Origin of the sequence: Paraburkholderia sp. GAS41, from assembly GCF_050436545.1 — a bacterium.
GTDB lineage: Bacteria > Pseudomonadota > Gammaproteobacteria > Burkholderiales > Burkholderiaceae > Paraburkholderia.
Genome location: NZ_JBNDMK010000035.1, coordinates 1 through 24907 on the forward strand (window position 1 = coordinate 1; position 24907 = coordinate 24907).

Below are 24907 nucleotides of genomic sequence, written 5' to 3' on the forward strand. Positions count from 1 at the left end.
CACCCTGGACTCCGCCGAAATCATGATCCACTGAGCCTCTGGCACTTGACCTTCAATACAGTTGCTTTCTTTGCGGCGGCAAAGAAAGTAGGTGCTGCCCCGCACAGGGGCGACCTAATAGACCGATAACAAAACAAGGAAAGGCCAACGCCATAAAACAACAAAAAAACAACAAAAAAACAACCCACCGCAGGCAACCACCCCAAACCAGAAAGACAACCAAAAACCAACCCCACCCGCAAACCCCCAAGCGCCGCAAGCAAAAAAGCAGCAAAACCTTATGATTTCCCCCCACCACCGCCCACAACTTTGCCGTCGTCATCTCCACCGATCTAAACCCTTCTGCCAGAAACAGCCTCGACCTGTCGAGAACCCCTCCAAACTCCATCAGAAGCAGAAAAAAACGCCACCCGAACGGGTAGTGCATCAACCGAAATAAAGCGCTAATCTCAACCCCGCCGCAGCCTGGCTGCCTCGCAAGCCCTCCTGTGGGAACAGAAAAACACCCCACGTGAACGCAAAAATCACCACCCCATCAAGCATGAAAATGGCACACCGCATCGCGACGCAAAAAAATCCGCGCTGCCCCGTACCGGAGTTGTTTTGAACACACTAGCAACCGCAGGATCCATCGCCGGAACCAACGACTGGGTCGCCCGTAGCCTGCGTGCCGTATGGCATCCCTGCACCCAGATGAAACACCACGAGCGCCTGCCGCTCATCCCGATCGCCCGCGGCGCCGGCCCCTGGCTCTATGACCGCGCTGGCCATCGCTATCTCGATGCCATCAGCTCATGGTGGGTCAACCTGTTCGGCCACGCCAACCCGCGCATCAACGCCGCATTGAAAGGCCAGCTCGACACGCTCGAACACGCCATGCTCGCCGGCTGCACCCACGAGCCCGCCGTCGAACTCGCCGAGCGCCTCGCCGCCCTCACCCAGCACACGCTGGGTCACGCTTTCTTCGCCTCCGACGGTGCCTCCGCCGTCGAAATCGCGCTCAAGATGAGCTTCCATTCGTGGCGCAATCGCGGCTTCGGCGACAAGCAGGAATTCGTCTGCATTGCCAACAGTTATCACGGCGAGACCATCGGCGCGCTCGGCGTCACCGATGTCGCCCTGTTCAAAGATGCCTACGATCCGTTGATTCGTCACGCCCACGTCGTGGCCTCGCCCGACGCCCGCCTCGCGGAGCCCGGCGAGAGCGCGGCCGATGTCGCACGCCGTGCGCTCGACGCCGTACGCACCCTGTTCGAAGCTCGCAGCAGCAGAATCGCCGCGCTCATCGTCGAGCCGCTCGTTCAATGCGCAGCCGGCATGGCCATGCACGATCCATCGTATATCGCCGGTCTGCGTGCGCTGTGCGATCAATATGGCATCCATCTGATCGCCGATGAAATCGCGGTAGGTTGCGGACGCACCGGCACGTTCTTCGCCTGCGAACAAGCCGGTATCTGGCCTGACTTCCTGTGTCTGTCGAAAGGTATCAGCGGCGGCTATCTGCCGCTCTCTATCGTGCTGTCGCGCGATGAAATCTTTGCCGCGTTCTACGACGACGACACCACGCGCGGCTTCCTGCACTCGCATTCGTACACCGGCAACCCGCTCGCTTGCCGAGCCGCGCTGGCGACGCTCGATCTGTTTGCGAGCGACAACGTGCTGGCCGTCAACACACAGAAATCCGCCACGCTGCACGCAGCGCTCGCACCGCTTGCCGAGCATCCGCAGGTGCGCAATCTGCGTCAGTGTGGAACGATCCTCGCATTCGATGCCGTGATTGCCGATGCGCAACAAGCAAAGACGTTCTCGCGCCGCTTCTTCGAAAACGCTTTGCAGCGCGAACTATTGCTGCGGCCGATTTCGACCACCGTGTACCTGATGCCGCCATATATCCTCGACGACGAAGAACTTGCGTTGCTCGCCGCGCGCACGCGCGAGACCTTCGAAGTCACGCTCACGGAGGCCGTATGATGCCCTTGCTCGAAACACTCGAACGAGGCCTGGCAGAGATCGACGCAAAAGGTCTGCGCCGCCATCGTCGCACCGCCGACACACCGTGCGCCGCGCACATGAGCGTCGATGGCCGCGAGATGATCGGTTTCGCCAGCAACGATTACCTCGGTCTCGCCGCACATCCGCTGCTGGTCGCCGCGCTCGCCGAAGGCGCGCGGCGCTATGGCGCCGGTAGCGGCGGCTCGCATCTGCTGGGCGGTCATTCGCGCGCCCATGCGCAACTCGAAGACGATCTCGCCAGCTTCGTCGGCGGCTTCGTCGATGCTCCGCGCGCCTTGTACTTCAGCACCGGTTACATGGCGAATCTGGCGACGCTCACCGCGCTCGCCGGCCGCGGCACCCTGATCTTCTCGGATGCACTAAATCACGCGTCATTGATCGACGGGGCGCGGCTCTCGCGCGCCGACGTGCAGGTCTATCCGCACGCCGACACCGAAGCCCTTGGCGCCATGCTCGAAGCGTCGGAAGCCGCCGTGAAGCTGATCGTCTCGGACACGGTGTTCAGCATGGACGGCGATGTCGCGCCCCTGCCGCGCCTGCTCGAACTCGCGGAGCGGCACGGCGCATGGCTCATCCTCGACGATGCTCACGGTTTTGGTGTGCTCGGCCCGCAAGGCCGTGGCGCGATCGCCCACGAAGCGCTGCGTTCGCCGCATCTGATTTCGATCGGCACGCTCGGCAAGGCTGCGGGTGTGTCGGGCGCCTTCGTCGTCGCCCATGAGACCGTGGTGGAATGGCTCGTACAGCGCGCCCGTCCGTATATCTTCACCACGGCGTCAGTGCCGGCTGCGGCGCACGCCGTATCGGCCAGCCTGCGCATCATTGGCGGTGACGAGGGCGATGCGCGGCGGGCCCATCTGAAGCAACTGATCGAACGCACCCGCACGTTGCTGGAAGCCACGCCGTGGTTGCCGGTCGATTCGCACACTGCCGTCCAGCCGCTCATCATCGGCGCGAACGACGCCACACTCGCCATTGCAGCCACGCTCGATCGCGCCGGACTATGGGTGCCCGCAATCCGTCCGCCCACCGTGCCGGCCGGCACCTCTCGCTTGCGCATCTCGCTGTCGGCGGCGCATTCGCACGCCGATCTGGATCGCCTCGAAGCGGGCTTGCAGCAACTTGGCAAGGATGCTGTATGACGACACCGCTCTCGCTTTTCGTCACCGGAACCGATACGGAAATCGGCAAGACTTTGGTATCGGCAGCGCTGCTGCGCGGCTTCACTCGCGCAGGATTACGCGCCGCCGGCATGAAGCCGATCGCCGCCGGCGCGTTCGAAGTGAGCGGCGTGTGGCACAACGAAGACGCGGACCTGCTCGACGCGGCGTCCAGCGTGGTGCTGCCGCCTATGCTTCGGACACCGTATCTGCTGAAGGCGCCCGCCGCGCCGCATATCGTCGCGGCGCTGGAAAACGTCACGCTCGAGATCGCGCACATCGTCGACTGCCATGTTCAGGCGCTTGAGCTTGCCGACATCGTGGTCGTGGAAGGCGTCGGCGGGTTTCGCGTGCCGCTCACCGATGTGCATGACACCGCCGATCTCGCGCTCGCCCTGAATCTGCCGGTCGTGCTCGTGGTCGGCATGCGGCTCGGTTGTATTAGCCATGCGTTGCTGACTGCCGAAGCGATCGCTGCCCGCGGCTTGCAGCTGGCGGGTTGGGTCGCGAACCGCGTCGATCCGGACATGAGCTTCGCAGATGAAAACATCGCCGCCATCCGCGACCGGCTCAAGCGTCAATACGACGCGCCGCTGCTCGGCATCGTGCCGCATCTAACCCCCGCGTCTGCGGATGCCGCAGCAGACTGTCTCGACACCACCCAGCTTTTGCAGACGCTGCGCGCTGCGCAGCGCTGACTCACTTCATCTCCATCCACGAGGATTGACGATATGACCCAGCTTCACCTTGATCGCCCCCAAACCGAATCGCCCGTCGCGAGCTCAAACGCAGCCAACGCAGCCGCTGCGGGCGCTGCCCGCTGGCGCGTGGTCGACGTAGTGGCCCTGTACGAACTGCCGTTCAGCGACCTGATGTTCCGCGCGCAGCAAGTGCATCGCGAACACTTCGATGCCAACACTGTGCAACTCTCGACGCTGCTGTCCATCAAGACTGGCGGCTGCGAGGAAGATTGCGCGTACTGCCCGCAGTCGGTGCATCACGACACCGGCCTGAAGGCCGACAAGCTGATGCCGGTCGACGAAGTGCTCGCCGCCGCCAAGGTCGCCAAAGACAACGGCGCGACCCGCTTCTGCATGGGCGCGGCATGGCGTAATCCGAAGGATCGTCACCTCGAGCCGATCAAGGACATGATCCGCGGCGTGAAGGCGATGGGCCTCGAAACCTGCGTGACGCTCGGCATGCTGGAGACGCATCAGGCGCAGGGATTGCGTGAAGCCGGCCTCGATTACTACAACCACAACCTCGATACCTCGCCGGAGTTTTACGGTCAGATCATCTCGACGCGCACGTATCAAGACCGTCTCGACACGCTGGAGCGCGTGCGCGACGCGGGCATCAACGTATGCTGCGGCGGCATTGTGGGCCTGGGTGAATCGCGCCGTGAGCGCGCGGGCCTGATCGCCCAGCTCGCGAACATGGACCCGTATCCGGAATCCGTGCCGATCAACAATCTGGTGCAGGTCGAAGGCACGCCGCTCACGGGCACCGAGGCGCTCGATCCGTTCGAATTCGTGCGCACCATCGCCATCGCGCGTATTACGATGCCGCGCGCCATGGTGCGTTTGTCAGCCGGCCGCGAACAGATGAACGAAGCATTGCAGGCGATGTGTTTCCTCGCTGGTGCAAATTCGATTTTCTACGGCGACCAGTTGCTGACCACCAGCAACCCGCAAGCTGAAGCCGACCGCAAACTGCTCGAACGTCTGGGTATCCGCGCTGAAGCGGCGCCGCAGACGCCACTCGATAAAAGCGGTTGTGAGCACGGCTGCGACGGGCACGCCGCAACCAACTAGGCGTGTGGGTTTAGCCGCGTCTGCATGAGCTGGATAGCAAAATGGTCGCTTCGTTTGAAGCGGCCATTTTTTGTATCCGGCATGCAGGCAGGCACGCATGGCGCGCGCTCACACCACCGCGTGACTCAGCCGCTCCAGCGATTCCTCATCGAGGAACCGGAGCGGCGCGGCGCAATGCACCAGCGTATCGACGAAATACTTCGCTCGCGGCCACGGTCCAAATCCTGCCGCCGTGTTGATATGGCCCGCATCGCCGAGATTCACGAACGCGCTGCCCAGGCGTTGCGCCAACTCGCGCGAGCCGGCCAGCGGCATCCACGGATCGGTTTCACTGCCGATCATGATCGACGGCACACCCAGCCGACGCGCCTCGAATGGGCCGGCGAAAGCGAATTTTTCCGGGCTGGCCGGCGCCACGAACAGCACACCGACCACCTCGCCCGCAGACGACGCCTGCTGCAGCGCATGCGCCGCCGCCAGGCAGCCGAAGCTGTGCGCCGCCAGCACGAACGGTCCGCGTTCGCGCGCCAGCAATTCGCGCACCGCGCGCGCCCAGCCCGCCAGATCCGGTGCATCCCAATCGGCCTGCTCGACACGCAACGAGCGGGCGAATTGCCGTTCGAGCCACGTCTGCCAATGCGCGCCTTCGCTACCGTGCAGGCCGGGTACCGTCACGAGCCGCGGCGGCCATGTCGATTTGCTGCATGAAAGCATGATTGTCCTCGCTGCCCGAATCCGGAAACCTATTGTGAAACGCGGCTACGTGGCCGCGAACCAACTTATTCTGATTTGCTTATTGGCGACCCGCCGCCGCAACGGTATCGCTCTGTCCCCGCCCATAGCGGCGTCACGGAATCGCGTTCAACCGCACGCCCACGCCAAACTGCGCGCGATTGCCCTCGAAAAAGTAGAATGAAGCCTATTCGTAAAACGGAGGAGGCCCCATGTCGCAAGCGTCGTCTGTCCAGCCACGCGCGCTGCAGCCGTTTCATCTGGCATTTCCTGTCACCAGCCTCGCCAACGCCCGCGCGTTCTATGGCGACCTGCTTGGCTGCCCCGAAGGCCGCAGTTCACCGGAGTGGGTCGATTTCGACTTCTTCGGCCATCAGTTGGTGGCGCATCTCGCGCCTGACGAAGCCGGCCGCGCCGGCGTCAATGCCGTGGACGGCGATCACGTGCCGGTGCGCCATTTCGGCGTCGTGCTGACCATGGACGACTGGCATGTGCTGGCGGACAAGCTGAAGGCAGCGGGCACCGCGTTCATCATCGAACCGCATGTCCGCTTCAAAGGCGAAGTGGGCGAACAGGCGACCCTGTTTTTCCTCGACCCATGCGGCAACGCGCTCGAATTCAAGGCGTTCAAAGACATCAGCCGGCTCTTCGCCAAGTAAGGTTCGCCCCCTGCGCATGAAAATCCTCTTCTACACGCCTCATAACGAAGCCGCCGGCTGGCTGCACGATTTCGCCCGCGCGCTGCCCGAGGCCGAACTGCGCGAATGGCAGCCCGGCGACACCGCCCCGGCCGATTTCGCCGTCGTGTGGCGGCCGCCGCGCGAGATGCTTGCGGAGCGTGCCGGGCTGCGCGCGATCTTCAATCTGGGCGCGGGCGTCGACGCGATTCTCGCGCTGGAACGCGCACATCCCGGCACGCTGCCGCGCTCGGCGCAACTCGTGCGTCTGGAAGACACCGGCATGGCGCCGCAGATGGCCGAATACGTGACGCACGCGGTACTGCGCTACCTGCGTCGCTTCGACGAATACGAAACCCTGCAGGCGCAACAGCGCTGGAAGGTGCTCGATCCGCATCCGCGCGATACCTTCACGGTCGGCGTGTTGGGCCTCGGTGTGCTCGGCACGCACGTGGCACGCGCGCTCGTGCCGTTCGGCATGCCCGTGCGCGGCTATAGCCGCACGGCGCGGCAGATCGACGGCGTGACCAGCTTCGCCGGCGAAGCGCAATTCGAAGCATTTCTCAGCGACGTCAAGGTGCTGGTGAACCTGCTGCCACACACGCCGGATACCCACGACATGCTGAACCGTCGTACGTTTTCGAAACTCGCGCGTGGTGCGTATCTCGTCAACGTGGCGCGCGGCGCGCATCTGGTCGAGCAGGATCTGCTCGAAGCGCTCGCCGACGGCCAGATCGCGGCGGCTACGCTTGACGTGTTCCGCGAGGAACCGTTGCCGGCCGATCATCTGTTCTGGCAGGAGCCGCGCATCACGATTACCCCGCATAGTTCGGCGCAAACGCTGCGCGCGGAGAGCGTCGTCCAGGTCGTGCAGAAAATCACCGCGCTGATGCGCGGTGAGACGGTGAGCGGCGTGGTCGATATCGAACGCGGATACTGAATTTCAGGTGCGGCGCTGCTTCGCGCGGCCGCACTTTTGCATGGGAGCGGAGTCAGTGCCAAAGCACTCGCTCCGGTCTATAGGAGACACATCATGGCCTTGCCCCAAGCCGTCAAGATCGTCGAAGTCGGTCCGCGCGACGGACTTCAGAATGAAAAAGAGTTCGTGCCGACCGACGTCAAGATCGAACTGATCAACCGCCTGTCCGCTGCGGGCTTTCGCAATGTCGAATCCGCTTCGTTCGTCTCGCCGAAGTGGGTGCCGCAGATGGCCGACGGCGCCGAGGTGATGGCCGGCATCGTGCGCCGCCCCGGCACGACCTACTCGGTGTTGACGCCGAACCTGCGCGGCTTCGAAGGCGCGCTCGCCGCGCGCGCGGACGAAATCGTGATCTTCGGCGCGGCCAGCGAAGCATTTTCGCAGAAGAACATCAACTGCAGCATCGCCGAAAGCATTGCCCGCTTCGAACCCGTGGCGCAAGCAGCGAAGGAACACGGCCTGCGGATTCGCGGCAGCGTCTCCTGTGCGCTCGGTTGTCCTTATCAAGGTGAGGTGCCGGTCGCCGCCGTGGTCGACGTGGTCGAGCGTTTTGCTGCGCTCGGCTGCGACGAGATCGATATCGCCGATACGATCGGTGTTGGCACACCTAAGCGTACTCGCGAGGTATTCGCCGCGGTCACCCAGGTGTTTCCGCGCGAGCATCTTTCGGGACACTTCCACGACACCTACGGCCAGGCCCTCGCCAATATCTACGCCGCGCTGCAAGAGGACATCGAGATTTTCCACGCGTCGGTCGCGGGGCTCGGCGGCTGCCCGTATGCGAAGGGCGCCACCGGCAATGTCGCGACCGAAGACGTGCTGTATCTGATGCACGGCCTCGGCATCGAAACCGGCATCGATCTCGCGCAGGTCGTCGCGATCGGCGACTTCATTTCGAGTTCGATCGGCAAGCCGAACGTCTCGCGGGCCGGCAAAGCCTTGCTCGCGAAAGCACGCAGCGAACAAGCGTCGTGCGTCTAACCCCTGTTCCCCTGGAAACCGCCTGATGACGGACATCACCCCTTCCCAATCTTCCGACGATCTCAGCGCGCTGCCGGATTCGGCCCGGCGCGTCGCCTTGCTGCTGCGCGAGCGCGGTCACGCCGGCCAGATCGTGATGCTGCCGGAGACCGGCAAGACCTCTGCGGAAGCCGCAGCCGGCCTCGGCTGCGAGGTCGCGCAGATCGCCAAATCGATCCTGTTTCGCCGGCGCGAAGACGACGCACCCGTGCTGGTGGTCGCGAGCGGCGCGAATCGCGTCGACGAAAAGAAAGTGGCGGCGCAGGTCGGTGAGATCGCGCGGGCCGACGCCAAATTCGTCCGCGAGAAAACCGGCTACGCGATTGGCGGCGTTTGTCCGGTTGGTCACGCCACGCCGCCCGTCACGCTGATCGACGCGGATCTGCTGGCACTCGACAGTCTGTGGGCTGCGGCGGGCCACCCGCACGCGGTCTTCAATCTGTCGCCGCAGGAGCTGGTCGTGCTGACCGGCGCGCCGGTGGTCGACGTCGCCTTGCGGGAAGGCGTATGAGCACGACAGCGATCACTGTGGAGCGACAAGAGGCCGCCGCGCCTGTGCCCTCGCCCTGCATCAACGTATGCCGGATGGACAAGGCGAGCGGCTGGTGCGAAGGATGTCTGCGCACCATCGACGAAATCCGCGGCTGGTCTGCCTACGACGATGCGCAAAAGCGCGCCGTCTGGGATACGCTCGACGCCCGCCACACGCAGTGGATGGCGCAAAGCAAGCAGACCCAGCAATGAAAGGGGCAGCGGTGAAACGGTGCTGCTCGGCACATCGACGATACTCGTGATGCCCAAGCCAGCGCAATCGTCCACGCAGGTCCGCGCTCAAGCGCCCGCGCAGGAGTCCAAACCATCATGAGACTGCCGGCGTCGATCCAGGTCTTCGAACGCGGCTGGTTGTCATCGAACAACGTGCTGCTCGTCGACGATGCATGCGCCGCGTTGGTCGACACCGGTTATGCGACCCACGCGCCGCAAACACTCGCCCTGGCGCAGGCCGCGCTCGGCAAGCGGCCACTCGATCTGATCGTCAACACGCATCTGCACTCGGACCACTGCGGCGGCAATGCCGTGCTGCAGGCCGCGTGGCGTTGCCGTGCGGCGATTCCCGCCGCGGAAGCCGCCGCAGTGCGGGACTGGGACGAGGCGCGCCTGAGCTTTCGCGCGACTGGCCAAAGCTGCGAGCGGTTCACCTTCACCGAGACGCTGGCGCCGGGTGAGCAACTCACGCTCGGCGCACTCGACTGGCAAGTGCTCGGCGCACCGGGCCACGATCCACACTCGCTGATGCTCTATTGCGCGGAAGAACGCGTGCTGATCAGTGCGGACGCGCTGTGGGAAAACGGCTTCGGCGTGATCTTTCCGGAACTCGAAGGCGACAGCGGTTTTGCGGAACAGCAGGCCGTGCTGGAGACGATTACAAAGCTCGACGTGCACACCGTCATTCCGGGGCATGGCGCGCCGTTCGCGAACGTTTCGCTCGCACTCGAACGGGCTTTTTCGCGCGTCGCTTGGCTGCGCGCCGATCCGGCACGCAATGCGAAGAATGCGCTAAAGGTGCTGATTGTCTTCAAGCTGCTCGAGGTGCGCGCCATGAGCTTCGATGCGCTTCTGCAAATGCTCGACGCCGCGAGTTGCATGCGTGCCGCTGCAGCCATGCTCAAGCCGCGCGACGCATGGCCGGCGCTGCTGCGGGGTCTGGTCGAGGAACTGGCATCGAACGGCGGCCCATTAACGGTCGACGGCAGGCAAATCCTCGCCCGTTGAGTGTTAGGCCGTTGAGTCTGATCCCGGCTGCTTCACTACTTGCAACACTTCCGCCGCCGCAAAAAATCCCCGCCCAAAAAAGAAAGCCGCTCGCCATGGATAACTTGGCGAGCGGCGGAATTTGGTCGACGTGATCATCGTCTACGGAAATGATACCTGTGCGGGATTTTTGCTCGCATCGGTGATTTCCCTACAAATTCTTGACACTTTGCATGGGGCTCAGTCACACGAACGCCACGTGGACGCACCGCCTCGCGGGTCTTTCTGCGCCCCCCGTTGGCGTAAGGGGTCGAATTTACCGCGCACTCCGCGCTTCTCTTCTACTGTTCGACGGCCTCGAAGAAAGCCAGCATCTCCGTAATGAGGTCAGCGGGCGCTTCCTCCGGAATGTAGTGTCCGCATGGCAATGCCCGGCCGCTCACGTCCCGCGCGACATGGCGCCATTCGGCGAGCGGTTCGAAACACTTTTCGATCACGCCTTCCTCACCCCACAGCACACGCAGCGGGCAGCCGATCTTGTGACCACGCTCGATATCGGCGCGATCGTGTTCGAGATCGATCGTCGCCGACGCCCGGTAGTCCTCGCACATCGCATGCACCGCCCCGGGTTGCCGCAATGCGCTGCGATAGGCGTCGAGCGCCTCCGGTGCAAACGGCGCCAGCCCGGCGTGGCGACTGCCCATCACGCGATCCACGTAGACGTCCGGGTTCGCGCCGATCAGTGTCTCCGGCAACGGCTCGGGCTGGATCAGGAAGAACCAGTGGAAATACAGCGTGGCGAAGGTGCGGTCGGTGGCCTCATACATGGCGAGTGTCGGCGCGATGTCGAGCAGCATCAGACGCTCGACTGCATCCGGATGATCGAGCGCCATGCGGTGCGCAACCCGCGCGCCACGGTCGTGCGCGCATACCAGAAAGCGTTCGTGGCCGAAGTGGCGCATGACGGCAACCTGGTCGGCTGCCATTGCACGTTTCGAATAGGCCGCGTGAGTCGCGTCGCTAGCGGGCTTGGCCGAGGCGCCGTAACCGCGCAGATCCGTGGCGATGACGGTGAAATGCCGGGCAAGTTCTGTCGCGCACCGATGCCAGATCCGATGCGTCTGCGGATGGCCGTGCAGCAGTAGGAGTGGCGGCCCTGCCCCGCCCTTGACCCCGTAAATATCGACGTCGCCCGCAGCGACGCGAAAGGGCGTGAAATCCTCGAAGGGCATAGCGAGTCTCTTGTCGTTGTTCGTCGAACCATTGTAGAAGCGCTGTGTGTCTACGCGGGGTGGGCCAGGGCACGTAACTGTAGAAACTGAACACTCCTTCCAACTGCTCAAGTTCTGCACGCTGACCGTCATTCGCCTATAATCGAACGATCGTTCTTAAATTTCCGACTTGCCCTGACAGACAAACCGGAGCCTCCGGTTCGTCGGCCTCGCGCCCGTCTGTCCCGCTAAACTCATAGATGCCGGGCGTTTGCGACGCACCGGTCCGCTTTTCAGGAGACTCGCACCATGGCATTGCCCGCCGTCCTGCAGCAGCTCGCGCTGCCCGTAGTTGCCTCGCCGATGTTCATCGTCAGCTATCCCGACCTCGTGCTGGCCCAATGCAAGGCCGGCATCGTCGGCTCGTTTCCCGCCCTCAATGCGCGGCCGGCGGAACTGCTCGACGAATGGCTCACGCAGATCCAGTCATCCCTTGCCGAGCACAAGGCCGCCCATCCGGACGCGGTCATCGGACCGATTGCCGTCAACCAGATCGTTCATCAGTCGAATACACGGCTCGAGCATGACGTCCGGGTATGCGTCGAACACAAGGTGCCGATTTTCATCACCAGCCTGCGCGCGCCCGCGCGCGAGATCGTCGACGCGGTGCACAGCTACGGCGGCATCGTGCTGCATGACGTCATCAACATCCGGCACGCGCAAAAGGCGCTGGAAGCGGGCGTCGACGGGCTGATTCTGGTCGCGGCCGGTGCGGGCGGCCACGCCGGCACGACCTCGCCGTTCGCGCTGGTCGGTGAAGTCCGGAAGATTTTCGACGGCCCGATCGTGCTGTCCGGCGCGATTGCCAACGGCGGCTCGATCCTCGCCGCGCAGGCCATGGGCGCCGACCTCGCCTATATGGGCACGCGCTTTATCGCAACTCATGAGGCGCATGCGGTGGAAAGCTACAAGCATGCGATCGTCAATTCGAGCGCCTCGGACATCATCTACACGAACCTGTTTACGGGCGTGCACGGCAACTACATCCGCGAGAGCATCCTCAACGCGGGGCTCGACCCGGACGCGCTGCCGCAGTCGGACAAGACCGCGATGAATTTCGGCAGCGACAAGGCCAAGGCGTGGAAAGACATCTGGGGCGCAGGCCAGGGCGTGGGCCTGATGGACGACGTGCCGAGCGTGGCCGAACTGGTCGAGCGTCTGAAGAGCGAATACAACGAAGCGAAGATGCGCCTCGGCATTGCACGCTAATTCGTGGCTGGCGGCCGTGCGCCGGATTGCCGGTTCGGCCGTCCACCTAGCTCACGGCCAGCGCCTTGATCTGTTCGAGGGATGGCCATAGCGCCTCGTCTGCGAAACGCTCGGCGAGAAAATCGACGAACGAGCGGACTTTCGCCGACAGATGGCGCCGGCTGGCATACACGACGTGGATCGGCAACTCGCGCGGCGGCACCTGCTCGACCAGCAGCGGCACGAGCCGGCCCGCGGCGAGATCGTCGCCGATCACCTCCGTCCCGAGCATCGCGATGCCTGCGCCTTGCAGCAGGATCACCCGGAGCGCTTCCAGGTGATTGACGATCAGATTGCCGGTCAGCCGCACCCGCGGGGCGCCTTCGGCACCCGCAGGCCCCAGTTCCGGTGCGGCGACGCCCGCATATTGCAGGTAGTTGTGGCGCGACAGATCGGCGATCTTGCTGGGCGTGCCGTGGCGCCGCAAATAATCCGGTGACGCGCACAATACCAGGTGCGCCGTCGCAATCTGCCGCGCGATCAGCGACGACGACTTCAGCCCCGACGGCGAGGCCCGGATCGCGACGTCGAAACCCTCTTCGATCAGTTCGACCACACGGTCGGACAGCGTGATTTCCACCGTGACCTGCGGATATTGCGCGGCGTAGTCGGCCACCGCGCTCATCACGCGGCTGAGACCGAAGGCCGACAGCGACGTCACGCGCAGCTTGCCCTGCGGCACGACGCTCGCGGCGCCGACAGCCTGCTCGGCTTCGTCCAGCTCGCTCAGCACCTGGCTCAGACGTTCGTAATACTCACGCCCCGCTTCGGTCGGCGCCACGCGCCGGGTAGTCCGGTTCAGCAAACGCGCGCCGAGTTGCTGCTCCAGATGCATCACGTGCTTGCTCGCCATGGCCGCGGACATCTCCATGCGCTCCGCTGCCCCCACGAAGCTGCCCACTTCGACGACGTGGCGAAACACTTTCATGCTGACGAGGGTATCCATGGCAATCGCTCGAAAGAGGAATCAATCGACGCCATTTTGCCGCTTTTATCAATGACACGTAAGCAACCAACCACGCTCGCCGTGGTTCGTTTCCAGAAGCGACAAACCCCGCCTTCTTTCGAAGACGGGGTTCGCGAAGCATGTGCCGATGCGACGGGCAGTGCTCAGAACTTCGTGCGGATGCCCACGCCGTAGGTATTGCCAGAACTCTGGCTGGTGAAATGGTCGTACATGTACGCGGCATAGACGTCGGTGCGCTTGGAGAGCGGATAGTCGTAGCCGAGCGCCGCTGTCTGACGGGTCTGGTCCAGACCGCTGCCGTCGCGCGAATACGCATAGGAGGCCATGATCGTACCCGGACCCGCCGGAACCGTGAAGCCGCCCTGGGCGGTGTTCACATGCCAGCTGCCCATGGTCTGGTCGTTGTACGTGTACATGTACTGACCGTAGAACTTGATGAACTTCAGATCGTAGGTCGCACCGAACTGGGCAATGCTCTGGCTCTTCAGGTTGGGCAGACCGACGCTCTGCGCGAGACCGGTAAGGTCGTCCGGCGTGTCGTTGAAGTTCACGTACTGGTACACGCCGGTCAACGCGAACGGACCGTGGAAGTACAGGAACTGGGCGCTCCATTTCTTCGCGCCGTTTTCCCCCGCCGTATTACCGAACGCGTACATCACGTTGGCGCTCAGGCCGTTGAAGTTCGGCGACGAATATTCCACCGCGTTGTTCCAGCCCGAATCGCCGACCGCGCCCTGATCCGTCGTGTAGGTCGGGAAGGTGCCGAGTCCGAGGTACGTGTGCCATACCATCGGCGAGAATTCGTACGAGTCGACGAACGGATTGAACAGGATGGTCGACACGAAAAGCGGCGTCGTCAGGCGTCCTGCCGTCACCGTGCCGTACGGCGATTCGATACCCACGTAGGCGTTACGCGAGAAGAACGTGTCGCCGGTGAAGCGGCCGTACTGGCCGTTCTGCGCGAGGAAGAAGCCTTCCAGCGTGAAAATCGCCTTGTAACCGCCGCCCAGATCCTCCGCTCCCTTCAAGCCCCAGTAGGACGTCGACATCCCCCCGCCGGACACCTCGGCTGCGCTTTTGCCGTCCGGAAATTTCTGCGCGCCGACCCACTCGTCGACCTGGCCATACAACTGCACGCTCGATTGTGCGAACGCCGTCGAGCCCCCCGCCAGCAGGCCGGCGATCACGCTGGCCTTGAGAGTCGTTTTGAGCGCACGGCGGTAGTTTGTATTCATGGGTTCTCCTGTCTTTGTCAAAAGGGTATGGCTGTGCGGCGGGGGAGCTCGCGCCAACGGTTTGTTTTGTCGTCCGTTAGATCACCGAGCTAATCTGGGCGGGACCATCTTTGCGGACCATTTTTATGGACAAAAATATGGGTTGTTATTGCCGGTATATCGCTCCGATTAGTTTTGTCGTTTATCGGACTGCTAACGGACCCCTGGCTTGCACCGGCACCATTGGACGACGTCCCCGGGCAATGGGCTGGAAGGCCCGTCAGGACTGCTGCGCAAAGACGGATAACGGATCAGGTGCCGCGCCGATGACGGGTGCAGACCGCCGACGCAAAATTTGACGAACAGGATGGGGCTGCCACGTTGCGTAGTCACAAAAGTGTGGCGCGCATACGTCACTTATTTGTATGAAGGCAGCGGCATCCCATAGCCGGGCTGTCGGCTAACAGATTGAAAGCAATGGGAAAGGGCTTGCGGGAACCGCAGACCATGATGATGCGCGGGCTCACCGGCTTGCGTGGGCGCTATCAGGCGGGGATCGAAAGCGTCGGCGCGATATGCCTGAAAGGGGCTAGTTGCGGTAGGGAGACGGCCCCGGCGGGCGCCCAATGTACTGCTCAGGCGGACGGGGCACAGGACGCGGCGCACCCCGCTCCTCGTTGTAGCGGGCCACGTCGGCCCGGATCGAGCCCGCGCGCACCATCGATTCGTCTTCCGGCGGACGCGGCACCGAGCGCGCCTCCGTGCTCACGGGCGTGATGGACCCCGCGTACTGGAAGCCATTGCGCGGATCGACGCGGCTGTCGCCACGATAACCGCCGTTGGCGATCGCCCGCTGCTGCGCTGCGTAGTTGTAGCCTCCATGGGCACCGCCTGCGTCATGCGCCCCCCAGCCGCGGCGGTCCGCACGTGCACCGCCTTCAGGGCGAGCGCCGCGCATCTCATGCGGAGCACCGGCGTGAGCGAAGCCGCCACCTCCACCGCCGCCATGCGGTGCCTGCGGCGCCCTCGCGTAGGCGAGCGAACACAGCGCGGTCAGGACCGCGCCCAGCACCCATCGCCTCGTTTTCACCAACCCAGCGTCCACCATGATTTACCTGCCCGAAGACCCGCCTGAAGCCTGCCGTTCGAGCTGCGGCGAGACTTTTTCCGGGATTCAAACAACCGTGTCGGTCTTTCCGAAGCGGGTGCACCCCATTGGCCTTTGAACAGTAATTTATGGTTCGCTCAGAGGGGTGTCGAGCCAAAAAGTGTTAGGCCTGACACTGCCTTGTAACACCGTGTTACTGCGACGTTTTTCCGCGACAGAGGTCTTGCGCGAAGACGCCGTTAGGGCTTCTTAATGGCTTCCTTAGAAGCCCAAAATTAGCGGCCTGGCGGCTGTATTCGCACAATGCGAATACCCCGTAAAAGAGGACTCAAACGAGCACCGTTGGATCTCCTTTCGCGGCACGTTGTGCGGCGTATACGCAACGATTCCGCAACGCTTCCGCGCCGGCTCCGCAACCAGCACGAGATGCAGCCTCCTCATCAATCGATTCCGCAAATGAATTTGCATTTTCAATCGCTTTCCATTACTAATGGTCCCTCCCCTTACAGCAAATGGCCGTGCCAATACGCACGCGCTTGTGCCTCTGTATGTCCGCATTCCCCGCATTGAGATTCTGAAATGGCCCGCCCGAAACTGCTTCCCGATAACTTCACCTTGTCCCTTATCGGCACGGTGATTCTCGCCAGCCTGCTGCCCGTGCACGGCCAGGCGGCCGTCGGCTTCAACTGGCTGACGAACATCGCCGTGGGCCTGCTGTTTTTCCTGCACGGCGCCAAGCTCTCACGCGAAGCGATCGTGGCGGGCGCGACGCACTGGCGGCTGCATCTGGTCGTCCTGCTGAGCACCTTTGCGCTGTTTCCACTGCTCGGACTCGCGCTCAAACCGCTCCTTTCGCCCCTTGTCACGCCTGCGCTCTACGCCGGCGTCCTCTTCCTCTGTACGCTGCCATCGACGGTCCAATCGTCCATCGCGTTCACTTCGATTGCCAAAGGCAACGTGCCGGCCGCCGTCTGCAGCGCGTCGGCTTCGAGCCTGCTCGGTATTTTCATCACCCCGGCGCTCGTCAGTCTGGTCGTCACCAACCAGGCGGCCGGCGGCTCGTCCGCCTGGCATACCGTCTGGAACATCGTCCTGCAATTGCTGGTGCCTTTCGTGGCCGGCCAGTTGCTGCGGCCGGCGATCGGCAACTGGATCGAACGCAACCGCGGTGTGCTGAAGTTCGTCGATCAGGGTTCGATCCTGCTGGTCGTGTACGGCGCATTCAGCGAAGCCGTCAACGAAGGCCTGTGGCATCACACCTCGCCTGGCGCACTGGGTGGCCTGGTGTTGATCAGTGGAGTCTTGCTGGCGCTCGCACTGGGCATCACGATGTTCACCAGCAAGCGGCTCGGCTTTAACCGGGCGGACCAGATCACCATCATCTTCTGCGGCTCGAAGAAGAGTCTCGCCGCTGGCGTGCCCATGGCGAAGGTGATCTTTGCCTCGCATGCAGTGGGGGCCGTCGTGCTGCCGCTGATGCTGTTTCACCAGATCCAGTTGATGGTGTGCGCCGCGCTCGCGCAGCGCTGGGGCGCGCGCGACCTCAGCGGCGAAACCGGCGCCGCCGCAGAGGAACGCCCCGCGGCGGCCGTTGCGCGCCGCTAAAGCATTACTGCGCGAGTCGAACAAGAGATTCATAAGCGCCCTATATGAACGCCTCCCGTTTGCGAGGGTTTTCTTGTGTTGTGACAGACAGGGATGGATTGCAGCTCTATATCCGGCCTTGTTGCAGCCTGATTCGCTGCGGGCCCCTATGAAATCCGCTGACTCGCACCTCATTCTCCCGGCGAGCCTGAAGCTCGAACGCTTATTCAGGTTTAGCGAGTCCCGGTCCGACCTGTTTTGTCATCACACTCGACTGCCTACGCAACCTTTCGACGTTTCATCCTGTTTGAGGGCTAATCTTTTACGTAGCGTGTGACTGCTATGCCAGTCTCACGCTCACGTGACCTTTCTGGTACGGCCGGTGGTGAGCGAGTATCGCCCAGATCGTCCGCGCCATCTTGTTGGCGAGAGCCACGATAACTACATTGGCTGGTCGCCGCCTGCTGAGCTGCTCGACCCACGGGGCCGGCTCTTTCGCATGCGCCAGCACGCTGCGTGCGCCATGTATGAGCAGCGTGCGCAAATAGGCGTCACCTCTTTTGCTGATGCCGAGCAATGTTGTCTTGCCGCCGGAGCCCTTCTGCTTCGGCACCAGGCCAATCCACGCGGCGAACTCCCGGCCAGAGCGGAACGAACGGGCGTGGCCCATGGTTGCGACTGCCGCAGTAGCGGTCAGTACTCCGACACCCGGAATATCCGCAATCGCCTTGACCGCCTCGTCCTCACGCATCCATTGGCGCAGTCGCCGCTCGATCCCACAGATCTGCTCATCAAGTCCGCTCAAACCGTTCCACTGCTCGCGCAAGGTGTCGATCAACACCGGCGGCAAGCGGTCCGAGAGCCTCATCAGAACTCCTGGTATGGCGCTGTCCAGCGCCGCCCGGCTCTTGGGCATCACTTCGCCGTATTCGGTCAGCAGGCCACGCAGACTGTTGCTCTGCATGGTGCGGAATTTCACGAGTTGCTGGCGGATCCGGTGAAGTGCCAGTACGGCCTGTTGGGCCTCGGTCTTCACTGCCACGGGCTTACCCGGCTGCTGCACGGCCAGCCAGATCGCGCGTGCGTCCGCCGCGTCACTCTTGTTGCCGATGTTGAAGGCCTTGACAAATCTCGCGGGCATCAGCTTCACCTCATGTCCCAGCTTCGCTAGCGCGCGCGCCCAATATTGGGCACCACCGCACGCTTCCATACCGATCAGGCATGGCGCGCGATTGGCAAAATACTCAAGAAGCGCAGGTCTCTTGAGCGGCTTGTTCACAATCTCCCCGGTCTCCATATCGACGTAGTGCACCTGGAAAACACTTTTCGCGAGGTCGATTCCAACTGGTGTGAGCTTCATTTCGGACCCTCCGGTTCGCGTCTGAGGCCTCCATATTCTTCCGAATCCACGCAATGATGTCGCCCTCCCGTGCCCTCTTTTCTATCCCTTCGCGCGGTGGTGGAAGGCGTTCATATCATTCTCCCGGAGCCTGTTTGAAGAAAGCCGCCTGCGAGCGGCTTTTTCGTTATTTCACGCCGAAATGCGCGCGCCGTCGCCCTGGCCTGATGGCATAGGCTCGAGTGCCCGGTTCTCACAGCGCGTGCGGCGGCCTCGCCGCGCGATCAACTCCAACGCGTACGAGCGACGCACGGGACGACCGCCGCGGCTCACGCCACCCTGACACGTAAGCGCAGCGGGGACGCCCAGGTTGTCACTAAAGATTCACTTAATTAATCAGCGCCGCTGCCGATAAGCCGACGGTCCACCGCTTTGGCCTACTGCCATGTCATTTCGCTCGTCCCCTCGACTCGCGGCATCCAGCGTCGAGGATTTGATCGCCCGGCGTGATCTGTCCGCCGTCTTCCAACCCATCGTGGATTTCGATGACGGCGCGATTCTTGGCTACGAAGGGCTGATTCGCGGACCCGCGGGCTCACCGCTCGAAACGCCGTTCGCGCTGTTCGCCCAGGCGAGCGCCGAGGGTTGCGTCATCGCCCTGGAGCGCGCGGCGGCACGCACCTGCATCGAGGCGTTCGCGAAGCTCGCGTGCGAAGGGAAATTGTTCCTCAACTTCAGCGCGGGCGCGCTGCGGCAGCTCGCCGAGGCGCGTGACGACACCTTCACGATGCTGCGGCACTCCGGTATCGCACCTGAGCGGATCGTGATCGAGTTGACCGAGCAAAGCGCGATTCCCGACGTCGCCACCTTCCTGCCGGTCCTCACGACCCTGCGCACCGCCGGCGCGCAATTCGCGCTCGACGACTACGGCACGGCGAACGCCAGCATGAACCTGTGGGTGCGGCTGCAACCGGACGTCGTGAAAATCGACCGCTTCTTTATTCACGATATCGCGAGCGACCCCTTGAAATTCGAGGCGGTGCGCGCGATGCAGCATTTCGCCACCGCCAGCGGCGCGAAACTCGTCGCGGAGGGAATCGAAAACGAGGCGGACCTGATCGTCGTGCGCGACATGGGGATTGGTTGCGGGCAAGGCTATTTCTTCGGCCGCCCGCACGCGCAACCCGCGCGCGTGGTTGCCGACGACGCGCGCCAGGCGATCCGCGCCGGCCACATTGCGGTGTTTCCGGAAACCACCCGCTCGGTCAGCGCTTCGCCTTCGGGCGGCATGGCCTCGGAAAAGATGCTCGTGCATGCGCCCGCCCTGCCGCGCCACGCCACCAACAACGACGTGCTCGAACTCTTCAACCGCTTGCCCGATCTGCACGCGGTAGCGGTGGTCGAGAACGACGAACCCGTGGCGTTGATCAACCGGCGCAGCTTCATGGACCGCTATGCACTGCCGTATCACCGCGAACTGTTCGGCAAGCGGCCGTGCCTGCTGTTCGCGAACGCGTCGCCGGTCACCATTGAGAAGTCGATGACGGTCGAGCAGATGGCCAAGCTGCTCGCCAGCGACGACCAGCGCTATCTGGCCGACGGCTTCGTGATTACCGACAACGGTAAATACGCGGGCCTCGGCACCGGCGAGAAACTGGTGCGCGCGGTGACCGAAGTGCGCATCGAAGCGGCCCGTTATGCGAACCCGCTGACCTTCCTGCCCGGCAACATCCCGATCAGTTCACATATTGCGCGGCTGCTCGGCAACGACGCCGGCTTCTACGCCTGCTACGTCGACCTGAATCATTTCAAGCCATTCAACGATCAATACGGTTACTGGCAAGGCGACGAGGTGCTCAAGTTCGCCGCCGCCGTGCTGGCCGACGTGTGCGACCCGACGCGCGACTTCCTCGGCCACGTGGGCGGCGACGACTTCCTGATCCTGTTCCAGAGCGACGACTGGCAGGACCGCGTGCTGCGCGCCATCCACGTGTTCAACGAAGGCGCGCAACGCTACTACGCACCGGACGACCGCCTGGCGGGCGGCATCCATGGCGAGGACCGGCGCGGCAATCCGACCTTCTTCGCTTTTGTCACGATGGCGATCGGCTGCGTGCACGTCGACTCCGCCGGCGGCCCGGCGCTCTACAGCAGTGAGGAGATCGCGTCGGTCGCGGCGCTTGCCAAGCGGCGGGCCAAGCACGACACGTCGGGCTTCGTGCTGATCGATGCGCACGAGAGCGCGGCACTGTTGCGCGGGCATACCGAGGCACATCAAGCCCTGCACGACTGACCCGCCGCGTTCATTTCAAGCGCATGTTTAGCGCGTTTTACTAAACACCGCAAATCACCAATTCCCCCATCCTCCGGGTATTTACGCGTATCAAATCGCGTTACCCGGGGGATTTTCGCATCCGTTTTACTATACAATCGCCGAAAATCAACTAACCTGCGGTCAGCCGAGCGCTCGCCGCCCACCCTGATGGCCACAACCATCCGCGATGTCGCCCGCGCCGCCAGCGTGTCGATCGGCACCGTCTCCCGTGCGCTGAAGAACCAGCCAGGCCTGTCCGACGCCACCCGCCTGCGGGTCGTCGAAGCCGCGCGCCAGCTCGGCTACGACCACGCCCAGTTGCGCCCGCGCATCCGCCGGCTCACCTTTCTCCTGCATCGCCAGCACAACAACTTCGCCGCCAGTCCATTCTTCTCGCACGTCCTGCACGGCGTCGAAGATGCCTGCCGCGAACGCGGCATTGTGCCGTCGGTGCTGACGGCGGGTCCCACGGAAGACGTCATCCAGCAGTTGCGCCTGCATGCGCCGGACGCGGTTGCCATTGCCGGTTTTGTCGAGCCCGAAACGCTCACCACGCTGGTCGCCATGCAGCGTCCGCTCGTGCTGATCGACCTGTGGGCGCCCGGCCTGCGTTCGGTGAACCTCGACAACGCCGCCGGCGCCGCTCTTGCGATGCGGCATCTATTCGCCAACCAGCACAAGCGCATCGCCTTCATCGGCGGTTCGCTCGCGCATTTCAGCATTGCGCAGCGCGCGCTCGGTTACCGCCGTGCGTTCTTCGAAGCCGGTCTGCTGTTCGATCCGTCGCTGGAAATCACCATCGACGCCGGGCTCGATCCGGATACCGGCGCCGCGCGCGCCATGCAACGGCTGCTCGACCCGCCCGGCGGCGCCGGGCAGCGTCCCGACGCCGTGTTTGCCTACAACGACGCCGCCGCGCTCGCCGCGCTGCGCGTCTGCCTTGCGCGCGGCCTGCGCGTTCCGCAGGACATCGCGATCATCGGTTTCGACGACATCCCCGCCGCCGCCCACGCCACGCCGCCGCTATCGACCCTCTCTGTCGACAAGGAAGCGCTCGGCCGGCGCGGCGTCGAGCTGCTGCTCGAAGAGTCGCCTGCCGAACTCGAAGTCCATCTGCCCGTTCATCTCATTGCCCGTGCCAGTACCTCGGTAAAAAGCCATGACGCAACCCGATACGCTTCAACCTGACCGCGCCACCGGCCCAGTGCCGGCAGTCGCCAGCTTCCGCGAGCGCGAATTCCTGCTCTCGCATATCCAGGACACCTTGCGCTTCTACGCGCCGAACGTGTTCGATCCGAGCGGCGGTTTCTATCACTTCTTCCGCGACGACGGTTCGATCTACAACCGCGCGACCCGCCACCTCGTCAGCAGTTGTCGCTACGTGTTCAACTATGCGATGGCCTACCGCGAGTTCGGCGATCCGCACCATCTGGAGTACGCGCGCCACGGCCTCGCCTTCCTGCGCGACGTGCACTGGGATGCCGAACTTAAAGGCTACGACTGGGAACTCGACTGGCGCGACGGCAGCAAGCAGGTGCTCGACGCCACCCGTCATTGTTATGGCCTCGCCTTCGTGCTGCTGGCGTATTCGCACGCCGCGATGGCTGGTATCGAAGAAGCGAAGCCGATGATCGGCGCCACCTTCGAGCTGATGGAGCACCGCTTCTGGGACGCCGCCGCCGGCCTCTACGCCGACGAAGCGACGCCCGACTGGCGCGTGAGTTCGTACCGCGGCCAGAACGCCAACATGCACACCACCGAGGCGCTGCTGGCCGCCTACGAGGCGACCGGCCACCTCGTGTACCTGGACCGCGCGGAGCGGGTCGCTTCGAACATTACGCTGCGTCAGGCGAAGCTCTCGCAAGGCCTCGTATGGGAGCATTTCCACGCGGACTGGTCGGTGGACTGGCACTACAACGAGGAAGACAGTTCGAACATCTTTCGTCCGTGGGGCTTCCAGCCGGGTCACCAGACCGAATGGGCGAAGCTGCTGCTGATCCTCGAACGGCATCGTCCGTTGCCGTGGCTGTTGCCGCGTGCGATCGAACTGTTCGACGCAGCCATGACACACGCCTGGGACGACGATCACGGCGGGCTGTACTACGGCTTCGGCCCGGACGGCACGGTCTGCGATCACGACAAGTATTTCTGGGTGCAGGCCGAAACCTTCGCGACTGCCGCGCTGCTCGGCAAGCGCACCGGCAACGAACGTTTCTGGGACTGGTACGACGAGATCTGGCGCTATAGCTGGGCACATTTCGTCGACCACCAATACGGCGCGTGGTATCGCATCCTCACTTGCGACAACCGCAAGTACAGCGACGAAAAGAGTCCCGCTGGCAAGACCGACTATCACACGATGGGCGCATGCTACGAAGTGCTGACGCATGCACTGCCGCACGCGCCGTCCTCCACGAACGAATCCGCAGGGTGAGCACCATGACTGCCAGCACAGAATTTCCGCTCTTCGTTTCGCCCGGCGACATCCTCACCGACCTCGTGCGCACCGGCGATTCGCAATGGCTGTCGCGCCCCGGCGGCGCCGGCTGGAACGTGGCCCGCGCGGTCGCGCGCCTCGGCCTGCGCACGGCGTGCGTCGGCTCGCTCGGCACCGACAACTTCTCCGACGAACTGTGGAACGCCAGCGTCGCGGCGGGCCTCGACATGCGCTTCATGCAGCGCGTCGAGCGGCCGCCGCTGCTTGCGATCGTCCATCAGACGCATCCGCCGGCGTACTTCTTCATGGGTGAGAACGGCGCCGACCTCGCCTTCGATCCCACCCAACTGCCGGAAGGCTGGATCAGCCATGTGAAATGGGCGCACTTCGGCTGTATCAGCCTCGTGCGTCAGCCGCTCGGCGATACGCTTGCGGCGCTGGCGGCAGAACTGCGCGCAAGCGGCGTCAAGATCAGCTTCGATCCGAACTACCGCAACCTGATGGCGCACGGCTACGAGCCGACGCTGCGCAAGATGGCTGCCCTCGCCGACCTGATCAAGGTCTCCGACGAGGACCTGCGCCTCCTGTTCAAAGGCACCGAAGCCGAGGCGCTCGCCGAACTGCGCGCCATGAATCCCAAGGCGACGGTGCTGGTGACGCGTGGCGCGGAGAAGGCGACCTTGTTCGAAGGCGACACGATCGTCGAGGCGCAACCGCCGCGCGTCGAAGTGGCCGATACGGTCGGCGCGGGCGATGCGTCGATTGGCGGCTTCCTGTTCAGCCTGATGACGGCGCCGCAACGTACGTCGCAGGAACATCTCGCGTTCGCGCTGGCAGCTGGCGCCGCAGCCTGCCGTCATTCGGGTGCGCACTCACCGTCGCTGGACGAAGTGGTGGCCTTGCTGGAAGGCTGACGGGCGGCTTCAGAGAAGGCCGGTGAGTCCGGAAACGGCGTGCTAGGATGGAATCTCCCCCTTGCCGGAGAAGCATCATGGAGGACGTCACCTACACCAAAGGACTCTACACGGCCACCGCCACAGTGCGTCCGCTAGACGGCGGGGAATTCAGGGGCGTGGTCTCGCTCTCGCGCGATGAAGGTGAGGGCCTCGAGAACACGGTCTACGAAGTCGAGGCCACCTCGGCGAGCGAAGAAGAAGCGCTCGAGGAAGCGAAGGCACTGGCTCATCGCATCCTCGGCGAGATCGAATTCTAGGCGGCTCCGGCAGGTGCCGCGCGCCTGCTCTATGGCTTGTGCGCGATACTCGTCCCGAGCCCCGC

23 protein-coding genes are annotated in these 24907 nt (G+C 63.6%); 17 read left to right on the forward strand and 6 right to left on the reverse strand.

Annotated features, from left to right (window positions below; all coding sequences use genetic code 11):
- Positions 1-603: 603 nt before the first annotated feature.
- The 4 genes from bioA to bioB are packed head-to-tail and all read left to right on the forward strand — an operon-like array spanning position 604 to position 4987.
- A complete protein-coding gene (bioA, locus tag P3T43_RS32255; RefSeq protein ID WP_429285055.1) occupies positions 604-1971 on the forward strand; it encodes an adenosylmethionine--8-amino-7-oxononanoate transaminase in 1368 nt (455 codons plus the stop codon).
- Positions 1971-3155 (forward strand): 8-amino-7-oxononanoate synthase, encoded by a 1185-nt coding sequence (bioF, locus tag P3T43_RS32260; RefSeq protein ID WP_429285096.1) that lies wholly within the window; start codon positions 1971-1973, stop codon positions 3153-3155. Before bioA ends, bioF begins: the two co-directional genes overlap by 1 nt.
- Positions 3152-3871: a dethiobiotin synthase gene (bioD, locus tag P3T43_RS32265; RefSeq protein ID WP_429285056.1), complete on the forward strand. Its 720-nt coding sequence runs from the start codon at positions 3152-3154 to the stop codon at positions 3869-3871. The genes bioF and bioD overlap by 4 nt, the downstream gene beginning before the upstream one ends.
- A 33-nt stretch (positions 3872-3904) precedes the next feature.
- Positions 3905-4987, forward strand: a complete 1083-nt coding sequence (bioB, locus tag P3T43_RS32270; RefSeq protein ID WP_429285057.1) for a biotin synthase BioB — start codon at positions 3905-3907, stop codon at positions 4985-4987.
- Between the two features lie 108 nt (positions 4988-5095).
- Here bioB and P3T43_RS32275 read toward each other — a convergent pair whose 3' ends face one another.
- Positions 5096-5701 carry an RBBP9/YdeN family alpha/beta hydrolase gene (locus P3T43_RS32275; RefSeq protein WP_429285058.1) on the reverse strand — a complete coding sequence of 202 codons (606 nt, stop codon included), beginning with the start codon at positions 5699-5701 and terminating at the stop codon, positions 5096-5098.
- A 230-nt stretch (positions 5702-5931) separates the two neighbouring features.
- On the opposite strand from P3T43_RS32275, the gene P3T43_RS32280 reads away from it, so the two are divergent.
- The 6 genes from P3T43_RS32280 (at position 5932) to P3T43_RS32305 (ending at position 10168) form a co-directional block, all read left to right on the forward strand.
- The gene (locus P3T43_RS32280; protein ID WP_429285059.1) at positions 5932-6378 is read left to right on the forward strand and encodes a VOC family protein; all 447 of its coding nucleotides are present in this window, start codon (positions 5932-5934) and stop codon (positions 6376-6378) included.
- Positions 6379-6394: 16 nt separating this feature from the next.
- Complete coding sequence (locus P3T43_RS32285) at positions 6395-7336, forward strand: 2-hydroxyacid dehydrogenase (RefSeq protein ID WP_429285060.1); 942 nt, start codon at positions 6395-6397, stop codon at positions 7334-7336.
- A 93-nt stretch (positions 7337-7429) separates the two neighbouring features.
- Positions 7430-8356 (forward strand): hydroxymethylglutaryl-CoA lyase, encoded by a 927-nt coding sequence (locus P3T43_RS32290; RefSeq protein WP_429285061.1) that lies wholly within the window; start codon positions 7430-7432, stop codon positions 8354-8356.
- 25 nt (positions 8357-8381) lie between these two features.
- Positions 8382-8906: a YbaK/EbsC family protein gene (locus P3T43_RS32295; protein ID WP_429285062.1), complete on the forward strand. Its 525-nt coding sequence runs from the start codon at positions 8382-8384 to the stop codon at positions 8904-8906.
- Positions 8903-9139 carry a DUF1289 domain-containing protein gene (locus P3T43_RS32300; protein WP_429285063.1) on the forward strand — a complete coding sequence of 79 codons (237 nt, stop codon included), beginning with the start codon at positions 8903-8905 and terminating at the stop codon, positions 9137-9139. Before P3T43_RS32295 ends, P3T43_RS32300 begins: the two co-directional genes overlap by 4 nt.
- A 114-nt stretch (positions 9140-9253) precedes the next feature.
- Positions 9254-10168 (forward strand): MBL fold metallo-hydrolase, encoded by a 915-nt coding sequence (locus P3T43_RS32305; RefSeq protein WP_429285097.1) that lies wholly within the window; start codon positions 9254-9256, stop codon positions 10166-10168.
- Between the two features lie 320 nt (positions 10169-10488).
- Here P3T43_RS32305 and P3T43_RS32310 read toward each other — a convergent pair whose 3' ends face one another.
- Complete coding sequence (locus P3T43_RS32310; RefSeq protein ID WP_429285064.1) at positions 10489-11379, reverse strand: alpha/beta fold hydrolase; 891 nt, start codon at positions 11377-11379, stop codon at positions 10489-10491.
- Positions 11380-11667: 288 nt separating this feature from the next.
- Between P3T43_RS32310 and P3T43_RS32315 the strand changes: the two genes are divergently transcribed.
- A complete protein-coding gene (locus tag P3T43_RS32315) occupies positions 11668-12627 on the forward strand; it encodes an NAD(P)H-dependent flavin oxidoreductase (protein ID WP_429285065.1) in 960 nt (319 codons plus the stop codon).
- Between the two features lie 46 nt (positions 12628-12673).
- Here P3T43_RS32315 and P3T43_RS32320 read toward each other — a convergent pair whose 3' ends face one another.
- The 3 genes from P3T43_RS32320 to P3T43_RS32330 all read right to left on the reverse strand — a co-directional run bounded on the left by P3T43_RS32320 (position 12674) and on the right by P3T43_RS32330 (position 15937).
- Complete coding sequence (locus P3T43_RS32320) at positions 12674-13612, reverse strand: LysR family transcriptional regulator (protein WP_429285066.1); 939 nt, start codon at positions 13610-13612, stop codon at positions 12674-12676.
- A gap of 164 nt (positions 13613-13776) precedes the next feature.
- A complete protein-coding gene (locus P3T43_RS32325) occupies positions 13777-14868 on the reverse strand; it encodes a porin (RefSeq protein ID WP_429285067.1) in 1092 nt (363 codons plus the stop codon).
- Positions 14869-15436: 568 nt separating this feature from the next.
- Positions 15437-15937, reverse strand: coding sequence for a hypothetical protein (locus P3T43_RS32330; RefSeq protein WP_429285068.1), 501 nt, complete (start codon positions 15935-15937; stop codon positions 15437-15439).
- A gap of 597 nt (positions 15938-16534) precedes the next feature.
- Between P3T43_RS32330 and P3T43_RS32335 the strand changes: the two genes are divergently transcribed.
- Positions 16535-17560, forward strand: a complete 1026-nt coding sequence (locus P3T43_RS32335) for a bile acid:sodium symporter family protein (RefSeq protein WP_429285069.1) — start codon at positions 16535-16537, stop codon at positions 17558-17560.
- Positions 17561-17879: 319 nt separating this feature from the next.
- On the opposite strand, the gene P3T43_RS32340 is transcribed toward P3T43_RS32335, so the two are convergent.
- Positions 17880-18899, reverse strand: a complete 1020-nt coding sequence (locus P3T43_RS32340; RefSeq protein ID WP_429285070.1) for an IS110 family transposase — start codon at positions 18897-18899, stop codon at positions 17880-17882.
- A gap of 424 nt (positions 18900-19323) precedes the next feature.
- On the opposite strand from P3T43_RS32340, the gene P3T43_RS32345 reads away from it, so the two are divergent.
- From P3T43_RS32345 to P3T43_RS32365, 5 genes are all read left to right on the forward strand, one after another.
- Complete coding sequence (locus P3T43_RS32345; protein ID WP_429285071.1) at positions 19324-21171, forward strand: EAL domain-containing protein; 1848 nt, start codon at positions 19324-19326, stop codon at positions 21169-21171.
- A 189-nt stretch (positions 21172-21360) separates the two neighbouring features.
- Positions 21361-22380, forward strand: coding sequence for a LacI family DNA-binding transcriptional regulator (locus P3T43_RS32350; RefSeq protein WP_429285072.1), 1020 nt, complete (start codon positions 21361-21363; stop codon positions 22378-22380).
- Positions 22352-23626, forward strand: coding sequence for an AGE family epimerase/isomerase (locus P3T43_RS32355; protein ID WP_429285073.1), 1275 nt, complete (start codon positions 22352-22354; stop codon positions 23624-23626). Before P3T43_RS32350 ends, P3T43_RS32355 begins: the two co-directional genes overlap by 29 nt.
- A gap of 5 nt (positions 23627-23631) precedes the next feature.
- Positions 23632-24543 carry a carbohydrate kinase family protein gene (locus P3T43_RS32360; RefSeq protein WP_429285074.1) on the forward strand — a complete coding sequence of 304 codons (912 nt, stop codon included), beginning with the start codon at positions 23632-23634 and terminating at the stop codon, positions 24541-24543.
- A 77-nt stretch (positions 24544-24620) separates the two neighbouring features.
- The gene (locus P3T43_RS32365) at positions 24621-24842 is read left to right on the forward strand and encodes a hypothetical protein (protein ID WP_429285075.1); all 222 of its coding nucleotides are present in this window, start codon (positions 24621-24623) and stop codon (positions 24840-24842) included.
- Positions 24843-24907: the final 65 nt, after the last annotated feature.